This is a genomic window from Acinetobacter sp. YH12041, from assembly GCF_013419975.1.
Taxonomy (GTDB): Bacteria; Pseudomonadota; Gammaproteobacteria; order Pseudomonadales; family Moraxellaceae; genus Acinetobacter.
The window spans coordinates 143,917-159,639 of the sequence record NZ_VOZC01000007.1 but is presented as its reverse complement, the minus strand read 5'-3'; the positions used below and the strand labels follow the sequence as shown (position 1 = coordinate 159,639).

At 43.2% G+C, this 15,723-nt stretch carries 17 protein-coding genes; 5 read left to right on the top strand and 12 right to left on the bottom strand.

Features of this window, described 5'->3' with window-relative positions; translation table 11 throughout:
• Positions 1-32: 32 nt before the first annotated feature.
• The 4 genes from FTU00_RS08300 to FTU00_RS08285 all read right to left on the bottom strand — a co-directional run bounded on the left by FTU00_RS08300 (position 33) and on the right by FTU00_RS08285 (position 2,288).
• Positions 33-458, bottom strand: coding sequence for a hypothetical protein (locus FTU00_RS08300; RefSeq protein WP_180179500.1), 426 nt, complete (start codon positions 456-458; stop codon positions 33-35).
• Between the two features lie 118 nt (positions 459-576).
• The gene (locus FTU00_RS08295; RefSeq protein ID WP_180179499.1) at positions 577-1,452 is read right to left on the bottom strand and encodes an MBL fold metallo-hydrolase; all 876 of its coding nucleotides are present in this window, start codon (positions 1,450-1,452) and stop codon (positions 577-579) included.
• Between the two features lie 2 nt (positions 1,453-1,454).
• A complete protein-coding gene (locus FTU00_RS08290; protein ID WP_180179498.1) occupies positions 1,455-1,871 on the bottom strand; it encodes a DUF6691 family protein in 417 nt (138 codons plus the stop codon).
• Positions 1,872-2,288: a YeeE/YedE family protein gene (locus tag FTU00_RS08285; RefSeq protein ID WP_034170880.1), complete on the bottom strand. Its 417-nt coding sequence runs from the start codon at positions 2,286-2,288 to the stop codon at positions 1,872-1,874.
• 99 nt (positions 2,289-2,387) lie between these two features.
• Here FTU00_RS08285 and FTU00_RS08280 point away from each other — a divergent pair, with 99 nt between their 5' ends.
• Positions 2,388-2,699: a metalloregulator ArsR/SmtB family transcription factor gene (locus FTU00_RS08280; protein WP_125278654.1), complete on the top strand. Its 312-nt coding sequence runs from the start codon at positions 2,388-2,390 to the stop codon at positions 2,697-2,699.
• A gap of 63 nt (positions 2,700-2,762) precedes the next feature.
• On the opposite strand, the gene FTU00_RS08275 is transcribed toward FTU00_RS08280, so the two are convergent.
• From FTU00_RS08275 to FTU00_RS08265, 3 genes are read right to left on the bottom strand one after another with little or no spacing between them, the layout of a single operon-like run.
• Positions 2,763-3,494 carry an ABC transporter ATP-binding protein gene (locus FTU00_RS08275; protein WP_180179497.1) on the bottom strand — a complete coding sequence of 244 codons (732 nt, stop codon included), beginning with the start codon at positions 3,492-3,494 and terminating at the stop codon, positions 2,763-2,765.
• Complete coding sequence (locus FTU00_RS08270; protein WP_180179496.1) at positions 3,487-4,710, bottom strand: ABC transporter permease; 1,224 nt, start codon at positions 4,708-4,710, stop codon at positions 3,487-3,489. Before FTU00_RS08270 ends, FTU00_RS08275 begins: the two co-directional genes overlap by 8 nt.
• Positions 4,707-5,930 carry an efflux RND transporter periplasmic adaptor subunit gene (locus FTU00_RS08265; RefSeq protein WP_179993039.1) on the bottom strand — a complete coding sequence of 408 codons (1,224 nt, stop codon included), beginning with the start codon at positions 5,928-5,930 and terminating at the stop codon, positions 4,707-4,709. Before FTU00_RS08265 ends, FTU00_RS08270 begins: the two co-directional genes overlap by 4 nt.
• A gap of 378 nt (positions 5,931-6,308) precedes the next feature.
• Between FTU00_RS08265 and FTU00_RS08260 the strand changes: the two genes are divergently transcribed.
• The 3 genes from FTU00_RS08260 (at position 6,309) to FTU00_RS08250 (ending at position 8,421) form a co-directional block, all read left to right on the top strand.
• Entirely contained in the window at positions 6,309-7,178 is an 870-nt protein-coding gene (locus FTU00_RS08260) for an SDR family oxidoreductase (RefSeq protein ID WP_180179495.1), read from the top strand.
• A 227-nt stretch (positions 7,179-7,405) separates the two neighbouring features.
• Positions 7,406-7,570 (top strand): hypothetical protein, encoded by a 165-nt coding sequence (locus FTU00_RS08255; protein ID WP_166138732.1) that lies wholly within the window; start codon positions 7,406-7,408, stop codon positions 7,568-7,570.
• Positions 7,571-7,743: 173 nt separating this feature from the next.
• Positions 7,744-8,421 carry a type 1 glutamine amidotransferase domain-containing protein gene (locus FTU00_RS08250; RefSeq protein WP_180179494.1) on the top strand — a complete coding sequence of 226 codons (678 nt, stop codon included), beginning with the start codon at positions 7,744-7,746 and terminating at the stop codon, positions 8,419-8,421.
• A 100-nt stretch (positions 8,422-8,521) separates the two neighbouring features.
• Here the strand turns inward: FTU00_RS08250 and aliA are convergent, their stop codons facing one another.
• From aliA to FTU00_RS08230, 4 genes are read right to left on the bottom strand one after another with little or no spacing between them, the layout of a single operon-like run.
• Entirely contained in the window at positions 8,522-10,189 is a 1,668-nt protein-coding gene (gene aliA / locus FTU00_RS08245) for a cyclohexanecarboxylate-CoA ligase (RefSeq protein WP_180179493.1), read from the bottom strand.
• 54 nt (positions 10,190-10,243) lie between these two features.
• A complete protein-coding gene (gene aliB / locus FTU00_RS08240) occupies positions 10,244-11,401 on the bottom strand; it encodes a cyclohexanecarboxyl-CoA dehydrogenase (RefSeq protein WP_159123579.1) in 1,158 nt (385 codons plus the stop codon).
• Positions 11,402-11,413: 12 nt separating this feature from the next.
• Positions 11,414-12,196 carry a 2-ketocyclohexanecarboxyl-CoA hydrolase gene (gene badI, locus FTU00_RS08235; RefSeq protein ID WP_179993043.1) on the bottom strand — a complete coding sequence of 261 codons (783 nt, stop codon included), beginning with the start codon at positions 12,194-12,196 and terminating at the stop codon, positions 11,414-11,416.
• 58 nt (positions 12,197-12,254) lie between these two features.
• Positions 12,255-13,019: a glucose 1-dehydrogenase gene (locus FTU00_RS08230; protein ID WP_159123581.1), complete on the bottom strand. Its 765-nt coding sequence runs from the start codon at positions 13,017-13,019 to the stop codon at positions 12,255-12,257.
• 505 nt (positions 13,020-13,524) lie between these two features.
• Here FTU00_RS08230 and FTU00_RS08225 point away from each other — a divergent pair.
• Positions 13,525-14,013 (top strand): MarR family winged helix-turn-helix transcriptional regulator, encoded by a 489-nt coding sequence (locus tag FTU00_RS08225; protein WP_034706362.1) that lies wholly within the window; start codon positions 13,525-13,527, stop codon positions 14,011-14,013.
• A gap of 87 nt (positions 14,014-14,100) precedes the next feature.
• Here FTU00_RS08225 and FTU00_RS08220 read toward each other — a convergent pair whose 3' ends face one another.
• Positions 14,101-15,390, bottom strand: a complete 1,290-nt coding sequence (locus FTU00_RS08220) for an MFS transporter (RefSeq protein ID WP_180179492.1) — start codon at positions 15,388-15,390, stop codon at positions 14,101-14,103.
• Positions 15,391-15,723 lie beyond the last annotated feature (333 nt).

Below are 15,723 nucleotides of genomic sequence, written 5' to 3'. Positions count from 1 at the left end.
ATCCTTGATTTTTGAAATATTAATAACGAGGATTAAGCTTTAGGTGGGCGCAGAATTTCCTGCCAATACCCGGCAAGGTGCTTGGCTTGATAATTAGAAATAAAAGTAGTTTCTAAAACATGGATCTCAGGGAGAGATAACTTCGAGATTTCCACATCGATCCAGCTACTCAGGTTATGGCAAGAGCTATAAATACAATCCGGACAGTCATCTTTGTGCTCGTTTAAGTCGGAGTGGCAATCCATGTCCTGACTCATATCATGAGCAGAACCATGCATAGCTTGATGCTGGCGATGTAACTTCTCTATTTTTGCCATTTCCTGACAATGGGAACTCATCTGCTTAGCTGACGTTTCCAGATGCATCGTTTTTGCTGAAGCAACAGACATGCTGCTCCAGCCTACGGTGAAGACCATAAGCATCACAAACCAGATCTGTTTAAAGAACTGTCTGAGCACGACGCACCCTGAAAATATAAAAATGAGTTAACCCAAATAGCATAGAGTGGAATATTAAAATTCGCAAACTTTATAAGCGCTTAATTTAAAGATTAATATTTTGTTCCTGATAAATTGATCACTTCTTAAAATAATTTAGCGGCAGCTTCAAATAAGACACGCCATTGGCTTCTGGCATTGGGAACTGTCCGCCATTCATATTAATCTGGATCGCAGGCAAAATCAGCTTTGGCATACTTAAACCCGCATCACGCTGCCGACGCATCTGCACAAATTCAGATCTGCTAATCCCTTCACGGATATGAATGTTTTGCTGTTTTTGCTGCTGAATCGTGGTTTCACATTGATATTCATGACGTGACTCTGGCAAATAGTCATGACACAAAAATACACGGGTGCTTTCCGGGAGCTGAAACAGCTTGTGAACAGAATCATATAAAACCGAGGCACTGCCATTTGGAAAATCACAACGAGCCGTGCCATAGTCCGGCATAAACAGTGTATCCCCTACAAAGACGGCGTTACCAATCACATAGCTTAAACAGGCAGGTGTATGGCCTGGCGTAGGAATATTATAAACTTCCAGTTCTCCAATCTTGAAATGCTCACCATCCTCAAACAGATAGTCAAAAGGCTGATGCGCATTGATCTGTTTCATGTCCAGATGATATATCTTGGCAAACGTTTCCTGCACCAGCGCAATTTTCTTACTGATTGCAATCTTGCCGCCTAATTGCTGTTTCAGATATTGTGCGGCTGTCAGATGATCAGCATGTACATGGGTTTCCAGAATCCATTCCACGGTCAAAACTTGTGATTTCACATAGGCAATCATCTGATCGGCATGCTCGGTCGATGTGGTGGCAGACGCAGCATCGTAATCCAGCACGCTATCAATAATGGCACATTGGGCAGTTTGAGGATCGCTCACCACATAACTAAAAGTATTGGTATTTTTATCAAAAAATGCTTTGACGTGTGGCTGCTGTGTCATATTTATACTCCTGCCCATTTACGGTGAATCCAGACCCCAAGCAGCATAGCTGCAATAAAATACAAGGCTTGATAATGTCCCAAGCCAATCAGGGTAAAACTGGGTGCCGGACAAATGCCTGCAATTCCCCAACCGATACCAAATAATAAACTACCCGCCAGCAGTTTAGGATCAATCTTTTGATTCTTTGGTAAATCAATGGGTTCATTAAATAAAGTGGTCGGATGTGGATTATGTTTAGCTTTCTGGAAAGGAATAAAAGCCACCAGAATTGCCCCCATCATGACAAAGGTAAGACTGGCATCCCAATCCCCAAACAGATCCAGAAAATCCAGAACTTTTTCAGGATTAGACATACCTGAGAGCATTAAGCCGACTGAAAACAGGCCACCAAATAGAAAAGCGAATAGATTTTTCATTTAGATAGCTCCAACCAGATGACGAACAACATAAACCGTGATAAATCCCGCCAGCATAAAAGACCCGGTCGCAACAAAGGAGCGATTTGACAGACGGCTAATCCCACAGATGCCATGTCCACTGGTACAACCTGAACCTAAACGTGTACCAAAACCAACCAGCAAACCGGCAATGACCATCATCCATGGGCTGGCATTCAGCTCAATTTCTGGCTGAAACAATACGCCGTAGATAAATGGAACTATAAATAGTCCTGCTAAAAACCAGACCGCAGGAGTTTTGAAAATTGTCTTTCGATTAAGTACCTGCCCAACCAACCCACTCACGCCCGCAATACGGCCATTCACATACAGATAGCCGACCACTGAAAGACCAAGCAGTAATCCACCGAGAAACGCTGCCAAAAAGTCATGCATGAGCATATTCCACTTAAAATATATAATTTTATATTATATAATTATAAATATTAATCAAGACGGTTTTTAAATATTGTGTGACTAATACAGGTTTTTTATATGACAGCAGATGAAACTCAGACACGTATTGATTTTTCTCAGGCTCATGTGGTAAGCGAACGCTTAAAAGTGTTGTCGAATTCTGACCGACTGAAAATTCTATGTGTACTGGTCGATAGTGAAATGAATGTGCAACAGATTGAGCTACAAACAGATATTCACCAACCCACTCTCTCACAACAACTTACGGTACTGCGAAAAGCCGAAATGGTCAGCACGCGTCGTGAAGGAAAGCAGATTTTCTATCAGCTTTCCGACCCCAAAGTACTTACCCTGATGCAAACCTTGTATCAGCTTTATTGCAAGGCTTAAGTGATAAGAAAAATCTTTATTTATCCATAATTGGAGAATACAAATTCTTAAAATATTTAAAAATTAAGTATTTTCAGGAATATCTGCTGGAGCTGTTCTGGTATCACTTTGAATCAGGCCGTCAACTAACTTGATGGTGCGATCACAACTAACAGACAAGCGCGGATCATGAGTCACCAGCAAAATGGCACAGCCCTGTTCCTTATTTACTTTACGAAACAGTTCAAAAACTTCAGACGCGGTCTGGGTATCCAGGTTCCCGGTCGGTTCATCGGCCAGTAACAAGGCGGGTTCTGTAATCAGTGCCCGAGCAATTGCAACACGCTGTTGTTGCCCGCCGGAAAGCTCATTCGGTTTTCGATGTGCATACTTTTCCAGCCCGACTGCAGCCAGAAGTTCATAGGCTCGGTCTAGAGCTTTTTGATCCGGTTTACCATGTGCCATCATTAACGGCATTAGGACATTGTCTAATGCATTAAAAGCTTGAATCAGATGATGAAACTGAAATACAAATCCAATACTGCTGCCGCGTAATGCGGTACGTGCAGCGTCATCCATACGGCTGGTGGGTTGACCAAGCAGATACAGTTCACCGCTGGTCGGCTGGTCCAATAGACCCAGAATATTTAATAAGGTACTTTTACCCGATCCTGACGGGCCAATTAGTGCTGCAAAGTCATTACGTTCAATACACAAATCAATGCCATGCAGAACTTCAACTTCATTGGGCTGACCAATATTATAAGATTTACGGAGTGTTTCTAGTCGCAAGACTTCATTCGATGAATCAGACATGACGAATTGCCTCCACAGGATCAAGTGCCGCAGCACGACGGGATGGTATAGCCGCTGCCACTACGCCAGTCAAGGTGGCCAGTAATAAAGCCAGTAATAGCAGATTGATTGAAATTGGGATATAGAACAGGCCTGGCCCAAATTCATTAAAGATCCAGACCAGCAAATAACTGACTGCACTGCCGATAATAGACCCCAACAAGCCAAAAATTGCGCCTTGAAACAGGAAAACACGCAAGATTTGTCTTTGTGTAGCCCCTGTTGCCCTTAAAATGCCAATTTCACGAGTCCGTTGTACGACACTGACTGACAAGACGCTGGCGATACCAAAAGCAACGGAGATGGCCACAAAAATAATAATCATATTGGTTGAAAGGCTTTGCGCTGAGATGGCATTCATTAACTGACCATTGGTTTTAATCCAGCTTTCTGCCTGTAAGGAAGTCAAACGCCCGACCTGCTTTGCAATATTTTCTGCTTCAAAAATATCTTCTACCGTCAGATCGATTACAGTAATCCCGCCTGGCAGGCTGAGTAAGGACTGTGCCTGTTTTAAATCCATATAGACATAGCGCGAATCCAGTTCACGTACTCCAAGTTCAAAAATTCCGGAAATATTTACGACAGTACTGTTGTCCTGACCGGTGTCTAATCGTAATTTGCTACCCACCTGTACACCCAGATCTTTAGCCAGCTGACTGCCAATGAGTACATCATCCGCGCCGACACGTAACTGCCCACTGATCATATATTCTTTAAGTGGAATTATTTTCTGATAACGTTCTGGATCCATGCCCACCAGCGCAACCGATTCCTGAGCTTCACCGCGCTGTGCGAATGCAGGTCCAGAAACTACTGGAGAAACAGCTGTTAATAAAGGCACCTGATCCAAGGTCGTCACAACCTCTTGCCAGTTATTGATAGAACGCAGACGTTGGGCCCGTTTATCTTCCAGAACTAGCTGCACAGTGCCTGCGGGTGCTGGTATAACTTGGTTCACTTCATCGGGGGACAGTAAACGGATATGCGCCTGCGTCCCCAAAGTCCTGTCGATGATATTGGACTGTAAGCCCTGTATCAGTGCCGAGATAAAAACAATCACAGACACCCCTACAGCAACACCCACTGTAATCATCAGAGACTGCATTCGGCCTTCTCGCAAAAAACTGATTGCGATCTTCCATTCAATCCAGAGACGCCCTAGTAATTTTTTCACTCGAATTTCACCGGTAATTCATTTTTATTGCTGGCATCATTATTCTGGTCGGCATAGTTGATTTCTTCGGGCTTAAATCGAACTCGTGTGCCATCTTTTAAAGTTGAAGTTGCATCTGACAGTACCTGGTCACCCACTTTTAAACCGGAAATCACTTCAGACATGGCAAGTCCGCGCAGACCCAGTTTCACTTTTTGTCGCTGGATTTTGCTATCACGTACCAGTAATACGGTGGCCTGATCGCCCTGTACTTTCCCTAGCGCATCATTCGGAATCGCTAAGGTACGATCACGGCGACCTGTCTCGACATTAACCGATACCGTCATATCCTGACGCAGGAAATCTGGTACCGGATCAACCGATAAACGCACTTCTACCGTGCCGCGTTGAGGATCTATACTCGGTGCAATAAAATTAATCCGGGCTGGGAAAGGTTTATCCGGGTAAGCATCGGCAATTGCAGTCGCTTTCTGGGACAACGCCAGTCGTGACAGATTACGTTCATCCAGTGGTACACGGATTTCGGTATTGCCATCCATTGCAATGGTAAATAAGGTACGTCCTGGCTGAACCAGATCGCCAGGCTCAACATCACGGGTCAGCACCGTTCCAGCAACAGTTGCCCGGATTTTAGTTTTAGCCAGTTGAGCCTGTGCTACCGAAAGCTGCTCACGCAATGAAGCCTCTTCTACCTGACCAGGTGCCAGTGCAGCTGCTTTTAAACGCACAGTTTCATAATTATTGCGTGCTACCCTTTCTGCCTCTACAGCCTGTTCAATTTCTTCTGCCGAAAGGATGCCTGCTTCGGCATTGCGACGGCGCGTCGCTTCACGGCTGGCCTGTTCCAGCTGAGCTTTTGCTGAAGCTAATTCTGCTGAGGCTTGTGGACGGCGATTGGTTGCCAGTTCATTCAATGCGACTTCTGCCTGACGAACTTGGGCTGCCAGTTCATCCGATTTAAGTACAACCAGCAAATCGCCCGGTTTGACCCGATCGCCTTCCTTGACCCGACGTTCTAGTACCACGCCGGTTACTTCACTACCGACTTGAGCACGTGAAACGGTGATGACCTGCCCGGTGGCAACCACTGATTGCACCAGCGGCATCGGCTCTAAGGTATAACCTGTGACTTGTGGCCCTTGCCACCAGCGAAATACACCAAATGCAACGAGCAAAAGTAAAAGGATCAGGACAATATATTTATAGCGGATAGCGCGCAATGTGCTTCTCCATTCTGGTTAAAAGCGCAGTTGTAAAGAAATACTTGTAGCTTATCTAGCTGTATATTTTAGATTTATTTGGTTGTAAATAAGTTATTGGTTTTATTTTGCAGATTGGTTCCTAAATCGACTTAACTCTTCTGTAATCCGCTGAAGGTATATTTCTGCTTATCGCTCTTTTCCCTAAAAATGAACCCGATATTTCATTCTAGAAGTGAAATTTGAATAACCAAAACAGGCAGTTCTAAAGTGTCAATTTAAGCTAAATGAATAAATGCTAAATCCTGCACAGGTTCTGTTATGAAATGTTGAGTCTAATTTAATCCCAACTAAAAGCTCCTAATATATTTTTTCCTCAAGAGCAATCAAGGAAAAAATATGAATAACTATCCTGAAACTCCAGCTTCAACTGAAACCCAAGCCCATCAACCGGGTGACCAGACTAAAATGGATCCTAATCCGGAAGTCATTAAAGAGAATTATAAAGGTAGCGATAAATTAAAAGGCAAAGTAGCACTCATTACAGGTGGTGACAGCGGGATCGGTCGCTCTGTATCAGTATTGTTTGCCCGCGAAGGTGCTGATATTGCCATTTGCTATCTGGATGAAGACCGGGATGCGCTTGATACCAAAAAAATGGTTGAAGCAGAAGGACGCCGTTGCCTGCTGATTCAATGCGATTTACAGCATCCTGATGAAATCAAGAAAATGGTTGAGCAGACCCTTCAGGAATTTAAAACCATTAATATTCTGGTAAATAATGCAGGTGTGCAGTATCCGCAGGACAGTATTACCGATATTTCTCCAGATCAGTTATTCAAAACCTTCAATGTCAATATTCTGTCCATGTTCCATCTGACTCAGGCGGTGCTTCCGCATATGCAGGCAGGTGACAGTATTATCAATACCACCAGTATCACCAGCTATCATGGGCATGACACGTTGATAGACTATTCAAGCACCAAAGGTGCGATTACTTCTTTTACCCGCAGCTTATCTACCAATCTGGCGAAAAATAAAACCGGAATTCGTGTGAATGGTGTTGCACCAGGCCCAATCTGGACACCACTCATTCCAAGTAGCTTTGATGAAGAACAACTGGAAGATTTTGGTAAACAGACACCAATGGGACGTATGGGACAACCGAGTGAAGTCGCTCCTGCCTATTTATTTCTGGCCAGTGAAGAAGCTAGCTATATTTCAGGTCAGGTCATTCATGTAAATGGCGGCAGTATTATTAACGGCTAATCAAAGTTTGAAAGTAGATAACAGCCTTTCTAGCTGTTATCTACTTTTTTCTAAAATATTTAACACGTTTTAGTTTTAGAATCTTTGAAAAACAGAATTTGATGGATATCTATAAAATTCATCTTAAAGCTATAAAACAATTCAAACAAATCCTGACAGATGATTACCCGCACCAAAATAATCCCTTGTTATAGTGATTTCAGACCCTACCTGATGAGGATAGTAAAATGTCTAGAGGTGATAAATCAGCTTATACCGAAAAGCAAAAACGACAGGCTAAGCATATTGAAGACAGTGAAAAAGATCGTGGTCGCCCTGAAGACGAAGCAGAGCGTATTGCCTGGTCGACTGTGAATAAGCAGGACGGCGGTGGCAAGAAAAAGAAAAACTGAGCTATCCAAAGTTCAAGGAAAGTGATGCTATTGATTTAGCATCAATTCAACTATCTAGATTTTATTCCTTTTATTTTTAAGCAATCGAAAAAGTCTGATAGCGTTAGGAAGTCAGATTCTTTCCTCTGTTTTGTTATTCCATCAAATCATTCAAGATAATTTTAAGGAAAAATATGAAAATTCTGATTGTATTAACCTCCCATGATCAACTTGGCGAAACGGGTAAAAAAACCGGATTCTGGCTCGAAGAACTGGCTGCTCCTTATTACACTTTTATTGATGCAGGCGCAGACGTAACGTTAGCCTCTCCAGCCGGTGGTCAGCCACCACTTGATCCAAAAAGTAATGAACCTGATGCGCAAACCGAAACTACCAAACGTTTTGAAGCAGATGAACTGGCCATGCAGGCTCTTGCCAATACACATAAATTAAGTGAAGTACTAAATCAGGATTTTGATGCGGTCTTTTATCCGGGCGGCCATGGACCGTTATGGGATCTGGCAAATGACCAGAATTCTATTTCCTTAATTGAACAGACTCTACAGGCCAATAAACCTGTGGCACTCGTCTGTCATGCACCGGGTGTACTTCGCGATGTTAAGAATGCAGAAGGTCGACCTATCGTCGAAAGTAAATCAGTGACCGGTTTTAGTAATACCGAAGAAGATGGTGTTGGTCTGACTGATATTGTACCATTTTTAGTTGAAGATACGCTAAAAGAAAAAGGCGGACAGTATTCCAAGGCTGAGGACTGGCAAGTGCATGTACAGCAAGATGGCCTGTTAATTACCGGACAAAATCCAGCATCTTCTGCTGCAACGGCTGAGGCGCTGTTAAAGTTATTAAAATAATTTCATCCAGATATAAGTCATTGGAGACCAGTTACTTATTTGCTGGTAAAAAACCCTGATGTGATGTCACATCAGGGTTTGTTCAGTTTTATTCTCAGTTCTAATTTGCTACTGCCACAGTTGATGCAATATGCTGGGCCAGTAATTCTCTGAGTTTAAATTTCTGGATTTTCCCCGATGGCGTCATCGGAATCTCGTCCCAAATCTCCAAACGTTCTGGAATATATTGCATTGCCAGATTATGGGTTTTCAGAAAATCCACCAGCTCATTAAAACTTAAAGACTGTGCTTGATCTTTTAACTTGATAATCGCACAGGCACGCTCACCTAGCCGTTCATCTGCATAGGCCACTAAAGCGACCACCGCCACATTGGGATGTTTATATAAAAGTGATTCAATTTCTGCGACCGGAATATTTTCACCGCCACGAATGATTACATCCTTTTTACGGCCACAAATCCGGATATAACCTTTCTCATCTTGATAGGCGATATCGCCCGTATCAAACCAGCCATCTGCATCGATATCATTTAAATGAGCACGTTTAAGATAACCGCCAAAACCGGAACAAGCACGAATCATCAAGCGACCAGATTCATTTACCGGCTTGGTCTGTCCTGTTTTATCGACAATTTTGACGTCTACACCCGGTAAGGCAATACCATCAGTATTAAAAGAACGTTCATCGTCATCTTCTGGACAGGTAGTAGTGACCGCACCACATTCAGTCATCCCCCAAGCTGAAATCACTTTTACGCCTAAAATCTCCCGGGCTTTTTGTACCAGTGGTCCAGGAATTGGCGCACCAGCACAAAGGAAAATTTTCAGTGAATCGACTTTGTCATGCTGTTCAGCCACAGTATTGGATAGGTCATTCAGGAATGGTGTTGAAGCCATGGTGAAATTCACCTGAAGCTGATGAATCAAGTCTACTGCTTTGGAGACATCCCAGACATCCTGTAATACCACTTTGGTATTGAGCTGAATCGGCATCATCAGGCCATACATAAATCCGGTCTGATGCGCCATCGGTGATGCCATCAACACCACATCATTTTCAGTTAAATGCAGTCGCTCTGCATAAGGCACAATATTGGAAAATAAGGTATTGGCCGTATGCATCACGCCTTTCGGTTCACCTGTAGTGCCCGAGGTAAAGATCAGTTGGGTAATATCATCCGGGCCAGATTCCAGCCCATCTAGTGCAACAACGGCTGCAGCATTCTGTTCCAGACCATGGTTGAGTAACAGGCGATCAAAATTATTCTCGCCTTCACCATTTACTACGACGACATGTTGCAGGGTGTCCAGCTTGCTTTGTAGCTGATTGGCCAACTGTTCATGGCTAAAATTGCGGAAAGTTTTAGGCACTACAAAAACTTTAGATTCACCATGTTTCAGCATGAATTCCAGTTCACGCTCACGGAATATCGGCATGAGTGGATTCAATACGGCGCCAATACGACTACAAGCCAGATAAAGCAAGGTAAATTCCCACCAGTTCGGTAACTGGCAAGACACCACATCATTTTTCTCGACACCCAACTGTTTCAAGCCCAGCGCAATTTTATTGGTCATATTCCAAAGCTGCTGGTAGCTGAAGGTCTGTTCAGTTTGATTCTCGACCTTAAAACTCACTAAAGCGGTTTTGTCCGGATTTTTTTCTACCGCACTGCGTAAAAAATCGAGAATTGTTTGATTGAGCCAGTGTCCCTGTTTGAGCATGGCCTCTTTTCTTGTCGGGATCAGAACCGCATCGAAATCCATTCGCTTATTCCTCATTTTTTATAATAGTCTTATTTTGGCGGGGGCATACTTTCCTTAAGCTGGTACAGCCTTACGTCCTGCCTTATGCCGAGCGATAATTGTTTTCATGATCTGTGCTGTGCCATCGCCAATCTGGAAGCCCAGTACATCACGCATGCGCTGTTCCATCACACCACGATCATAACCGGCATGACCAAAAGTCAGCAGGCATTGATGAATCACATCATAGGCCAGTTTCGGCCCCCACCATTTACACATGCCTGCTTCAGAGGTATGTGGCAGATGGTTGTCTTTCAACCATAATGTTTGCAGACAAAGTAAGCGCGCAGCTTCAACTTGCGTTTCATATTCTGCTAACGGATGGGAAACACCCTGGAAAGCAGTCAATGGCTGACCAAAAGCTTCACGTTGCGCAGCATATTCCCAAGCCTCATCCAGACTGACGCGTGCAACCGCCAAAACTTGCAGACCAATCAGGGCACGCGAGAAATCAAAGCCCTGCATAACCTGAACGAAACCTTTATTTTCATTGCCCAGACGATGATTTACTGGTACACGGACATTGTCAAAGAAGATCGAACCGCGACCAATCGCACGCTGACCATGGCAGTCAAATCGTGTGGTGCTGATGCCTGGTAAATTCATCGGAACCAAGAGCGCTGTCACGCCATGTGCACCATCTTCATGGGTGCCAGTGCGACCGAAAACCACCGAAGCATCTGCCTGATCGGCCGCAGAAATTGAGGTCTTTTCGCCGTTAATCACATATTCGTCGCCATCACGTTCAATCTTTAAACGTAAGTTGGCAGCATCTGAACCACCACGCGGCTCGGTCAACGCAATTGAAAAAATCGCTTCACCAGCTGTCAGTTTTTTTAACCACGGCTCCACCACTTCAGGTTGGCCATGTTCTGCCAGAATCTGGCCATTTAACGATGCAAGCAGATTGATATAGGAAAAACTTAAATCAGCCTTGGCAATGGCTTCATGGATAATCCCTGCTGCCAGTCGGCCCATACCCTGACCACCGTATTGTTCAGGGAGTTCGGGGGCTATAAAGCCCATTTCCCCCATTTTTTTCACCAGATCACGATCAAAGACTCGGCTTTGATCACGCTCCAGAAAACCGGGAGCCACATATTTCTGGGCAAACTTTTCTGCCGTTTCAGCTAAAAATTCTAGATCTTCGGTGATATAAGGATTCTTTTTCATTGATCAGTCTCCTTATTTGGCATATTTACGGAATTCAGGCTGACGTTTTTCTTTCAGTGCATTGACGCCTTCACGAGACTCTTCGGTATCGTAATAAAGTTTTAGCGCATACATGCCCATGCCAGCGATCCCTGCCTGATGTGCGGTATCCATATTGAAACTGCGTTTGGCAATCGCGATTGCGGTCGGACTACGCTGACAGATTTCTTCGCCCCATGCCTGAACTTCTGCATCAAGTTGATCTGCTGGTACACATTTATTGGCCAATCCAATTTCAACCGCTTCCTGACCAGAATAACGGCGGCACATGTACCAGATTTCACGGGCTTTCTTCTCACCCACGACGCGTGCTAAAAATGCTGTGCCATAACCTGGATCGACTGAACCCATTTTTGGTCCGACCTGACCAAAGATTGCTTTATCTGAACAGATCGTCAGATCACAAATCGTGGCCAGTACATTACCTCCCCCAATCGCATAACCTTGTACGCGCGCAATTACCGGTTTGGGGACATCACGAATGGCGGTATGCAATTCTTCCATCGGTAAACCAATGGTACCGCGACCGTCATAATTACCATCATGCGCAGACTGATCACCACCAGTACAAAACGCTTTTTCACCCGCGCCGGCCAATACAATCGCCCCAACGTTACGGTCATAGCCTGCCTTATTTAAAGCCTTGATCAGTTCATCACAGGTCGTACCACGAAAGGCATTCATTTTTTCTGGACGGTTAATCGTGATCCAGGCTACACCGTTTTTTACTTCATATAAGATATCTTCAAAATTCATGTTCATTACGTCCTGTACTGTTTTATCTGTCTAATTTAGTGTTAATTAATTTGATGCTTTAACCATTCATGGTCAAACCGCCAGAGACACTAAGGACCTGTCCGGTAATAAAGCTGGCATCTTCACTTAAGAAAAAAGCAATCGCAGAAGCTAAATCATCCGGCTGACCCAAACGGCCCAGTGGAATGGCACGAACAAAGGCTTCACGTAATTTTTCGGGATTCGATGCACCCTCAGTCACGCCTGCAAGTAAAGCGGTGTCTGTTGGGCCTGGGCAAATCACATTAATTTTGATGTTGTGGCGTGAATGTTCGCGTGCCAGAGTTTTGGAGAAAGATAGCAAACCTCCCTTACAGGCGGCATAGACAGCTTCGCCCGAAGAACCGACACGGGCTGCATCTGAGGCAATATTAACAATGCTGCCGGAATTACGTTCGACCATTCCTTTCAGCACAGCAAAGTGCATATTCAGCATACCAACCAGATTGATCTGGATGAGTTTTTGCCATTCATCAGGCGTACTTTTGATGAAAGGTTTGAAAATGTCCCAACCGGCATTATTCACCAGTCCATCGATCGGGCCCAGTTCGGCTTCCGTTTTTTGGACTGCCTGTTCAACGACGTCACTTTGGGTAATATCACACTGAATTGCTAACGCCTGACCGTATTGATTAATTTCATTTGCCAGCTTCTCGGCAGCTTCCAGATTCATATCAAAAATGGCAACTTTTGCGCCTTCTTCAGCCAGACGTCGGCAGGTTGCAGAACCAATTCCGCCAGCACCGCCTGTCACAATCACGACCTTATCTTTTAATCCTTTCATTGTTTTATCCCTACGCTATTCGTTGTCGAATTTAATCGGCTATTGTTCTAATTCGGTGTGTTTTATCTAAAATAGAAAGAGATTGAATTTATGTCAATATATTTACATAAAATAATATTTATATTTTTATAAATATATAAATAACAATTACTTAATAATTTTATTTATTCAATGTATTGACCTATATTGACTTTTATCTTTAGAGTAACCCATATCTAGTCCCAGCTTATTACTAAGCTGTTTCTGTTTCATGAAGGATGTTTTATTTCTTTAAATTGCTAGATGACTGCCTTGATATTCAGCTAGAGAACAAACTGAAACTGTGAATATCAAGAAAGATATTTTTAAATGATTTAATCGCTTAGTTCAGGATTTAAAGATGCAGATTTCTGCTAAAACACTATGATTTTTAAAACAAATTATAAAAGAAACTGATTTATGCGAAAAAGCGATAGGTTATACTTTGCGCCGTTTGGCTATTTCAGTTTTGAGGATGTTGCATATAGTGAGTGATACTTTGTCAAAAAAATATGATCAATCCTTATATTCCGCTCATAACCGGCTGTTTTTCCGGCTGTTTCAGGTGGGAAACAGTCTGGATCGAAAATGCTTAAATGAGCTAAAAATATCTCCCGTGCATTGGGCGGTGCTCGGTGCCCTGTCTCGTCCTAAAGTTAAGTCTGGTATGTCTTTTTCAGATCTGACCGAATATCTGGGTGTAAGCCGACAAAATCTGGATGCCGTCTTAAAACGACTGGAACGTGATGGACTGGTAGAGCGTGTTATCAATGAACAGGATCGACGTGCCAAAATTGTTGCGCTTACCACGGAAGGTTTTCAGACCTGGGATAGCCTGCAGGATGATTTTTTTGAGTTTTATGGACAAGCCTTAAATAAACTGGCTTTTGATGATGTGATTACCCTGATTCATTTACTCAATAAAGTAAATGATGGACTAAAAAGTATTCATCTGCAAAAAGAGTCGGACCAATAAAAAATAGAAAACTTATTTTTAAAATAAATAGATAAAAAAAATGAGCCCTTATGAGGCTCATTTTTAACATCATTGTTTAAAAGATAATTATGCTTTTTGTGGGTCGTATTGACGATCTTTGATAAAGATCCCGGACACTGCACCACACAAGAAATAGGCACCGCCCATAATCAGGAAGCCTAATCCAATTGAACCACCACTCGCTGCTGCGCCAATAATTGCGGGTGCAAACATGGCGCCGATACGTCCTGCATTATAGGCACCACCGACCGCTGTACCGCGGATTGACGTTGCAAAGCTTTCAGTCATATAAGTTGCGTTAATTGCGTATGGAATACCATAAAGGAAGCCGAAGAAAATCAGCAAATAGGCAATATTATCTGGGGTGTTGAACAGCACAATTACCGGTAGGAAAATCGCTGTACCGATCGCGCCAAACGAGAAAACGGCGCGTCGACCTAAACGGTCTGCAGCAAAACCGGCCAGAACTTTACCAAAAATCATGGCGACATAAGTCCCGATCATATAGCCCGCCATTGATTTAAAGTTCATGTGTAATTCAGATTCTAAATAAGCAGGCATCCAGTTATTTACACCGTAATAGCCAAACTGCAGGAACCCAGCCGTAAAAATCCATAAAATAAACATCTTGCGATTCGCAGGATCTGCAAAGATTTCTTTGACGGTACTTTTCTTAACAGGCTGTTTGGTGGTATCTTCAGCGGGTGCATATAAACGTAGTAATCTTGCACGCTGCCACGATTCTGGTTCAGGAACCAGTTTCTGGATAAAAATCGCCATAACGGATGGGATAATCGCGACAAAAAACAGTGTACGCCAGCCATATTCAGGAATAATCCAACCTGCCAATACAGTAGCTACGATATAGCCAACGGTCCAACCTGCCTGTAATGTGCCTAAAATTGTAGTCCGGTATTTGGTTGGTACATATTCAGCCATCAGTGTACTGGCTGCAATATATAAAGACCCGATCCCAAACGCAGACAGGAAACGTAGTACGGCGAACTGTTCATAGTTTTGGGTAAAGCCCAAGGCTGCAGTTAATACTGAAAAGATCAGAATTGAAATAACGACTGTACGTACCCGGCCTAAACGGTCACAAGCCCAGCCACCAATAAAACCACCAATCGCCATACCCGCGAGTGTAAAACTACCCAAGGTGCCGGCTTGTAAATTACTTAAACCAAATTCTGCTTTCAGGCTATTTAAGCTGAAGGACAGCAGTAGCATATCCGCGCCATCGACCAGGAGTGCCAAAAAGGCAAAGACAAAGGCAATCTGCTGGGTTCGTTTGGTAGTGGGTTTTATCTTTGCGAGTTCTCTTTCTAAAACTTGTTCTCTTACTAATTCCGTCATATTTAAATCTCTATTCCTATCCTTAGGTTTTTTCATTCTGATCTTGTGTATGCACACTTCTGTATGCATGCGCTTTAAGCGCGATCCGTTTTCAAAGCACAGTACTTACTCCTGTTCTTGTAGTCTCATTCCCGAGACTTTTCCCTCTCCTGTTATTTTTGAATCGTATTTATTCTCGTCATCAGGCTAAAGAAGTTAGGATGATTTTTCAATTATTTTAGATGTTTTATTTTGTTAGACGAAATTAAGTATCGTAAAGTTGATTGTTTTTCCATTTTCATATAGCTTTAAAGCGATTATTAAAATGACATGTAATCTAAATAACATCGAACA

Bases quoted from the DNA above. Each gene is read 5' to 3' on its own strand.
- FTU00_RS08295 (WP_180179499.1), bottom strand. From the start codon at position 1,452: ATGACACAGCAGCCACACGTCAAAGCATTTTTTGATAAAAATACCAAT.
- FTU00_RS08290 (WP_180179498.1), bottom strand. From the start codon at position 1,871: ATGAAAAATCTATTCGCTTTTCTATTTGGTGGCCTGTTTTCAGTCGGC.
- FTU00_RS08285 (WP_034170880.1), bottom strand. From the start codon at position 2,288: ATGCATGACTTTTTGGCAGCGTTTCTCGGTGGATTACTGCTTGGTCTT.
- FTU00_RS08280 (WP_125278654.1), top strand. From the start codon at position 2,388: ATGACAGCAGATGAAACTCAGACACGTATTGATTTTTCTCAGGCTCAT.
- FTU00_RS08275 (WP_180179497.1), bottom strand. From the start codon at position 3,494: ATGTCTGATTCATCGAATGAAGTCTTGCGACTAGAAACACTCCGTAAA.
- FTU00_RS08260 (WP_180179495.1), top strand. From the start codon at position 6,309: ATGAATAACTATCCTGAAACTCCAGCTTCAACTGAAACCCAAGCCCAT.
- FTU00_RS08255 (WP_166138732.1), top strand. From the start codon at position 7,406: ATGTCTAGAGGTGATAAATCAGCTTATACCGAAAAGCAAAAACGACAG.
- FTU00_RS08250 (WP_180179494.1), top strand. From the start codon at position 7,744: ATGAAAATTCTGATTGTATTAACCTCCCATGATCAACTTGGCGAAACG.
- aliA (WP_180179493.1), bottom strand. From the start codon at position 10,189: ATGGATTTCGATGCGGTTCTGATCCCGACAAGAAAAGAGGCCATGCTC.
- aliB (WP_159123579.1), bottom strand. From the start codon at position 11,401: ATGAAAAAGAATCCTTATATCACCGAAGATCTAGAATTTTTAGCTGAA.
- badI (WP_179993043.1), bottom strand. From the start codon at position 12,196: ATGAATTTTGAAGATATCTTATATGAAGTAAAAAACGGTGTAGCCTGG.
- FTU00_RS08230 (WP_159123581.1), bottom strand. From the start codon at position 13,019: ATGAAAGGATTAAAAGATAAGGTCGTGATTGTGACAGGCGGTGCTGGC.
- FTU00_RS08220 (WP_180179492.1), bottom strand. From the start codon at position 15,390: ATGACGGAATTAGTAAGAGAACAAGTTTTAGAAAGAGAACTCGCAAAG.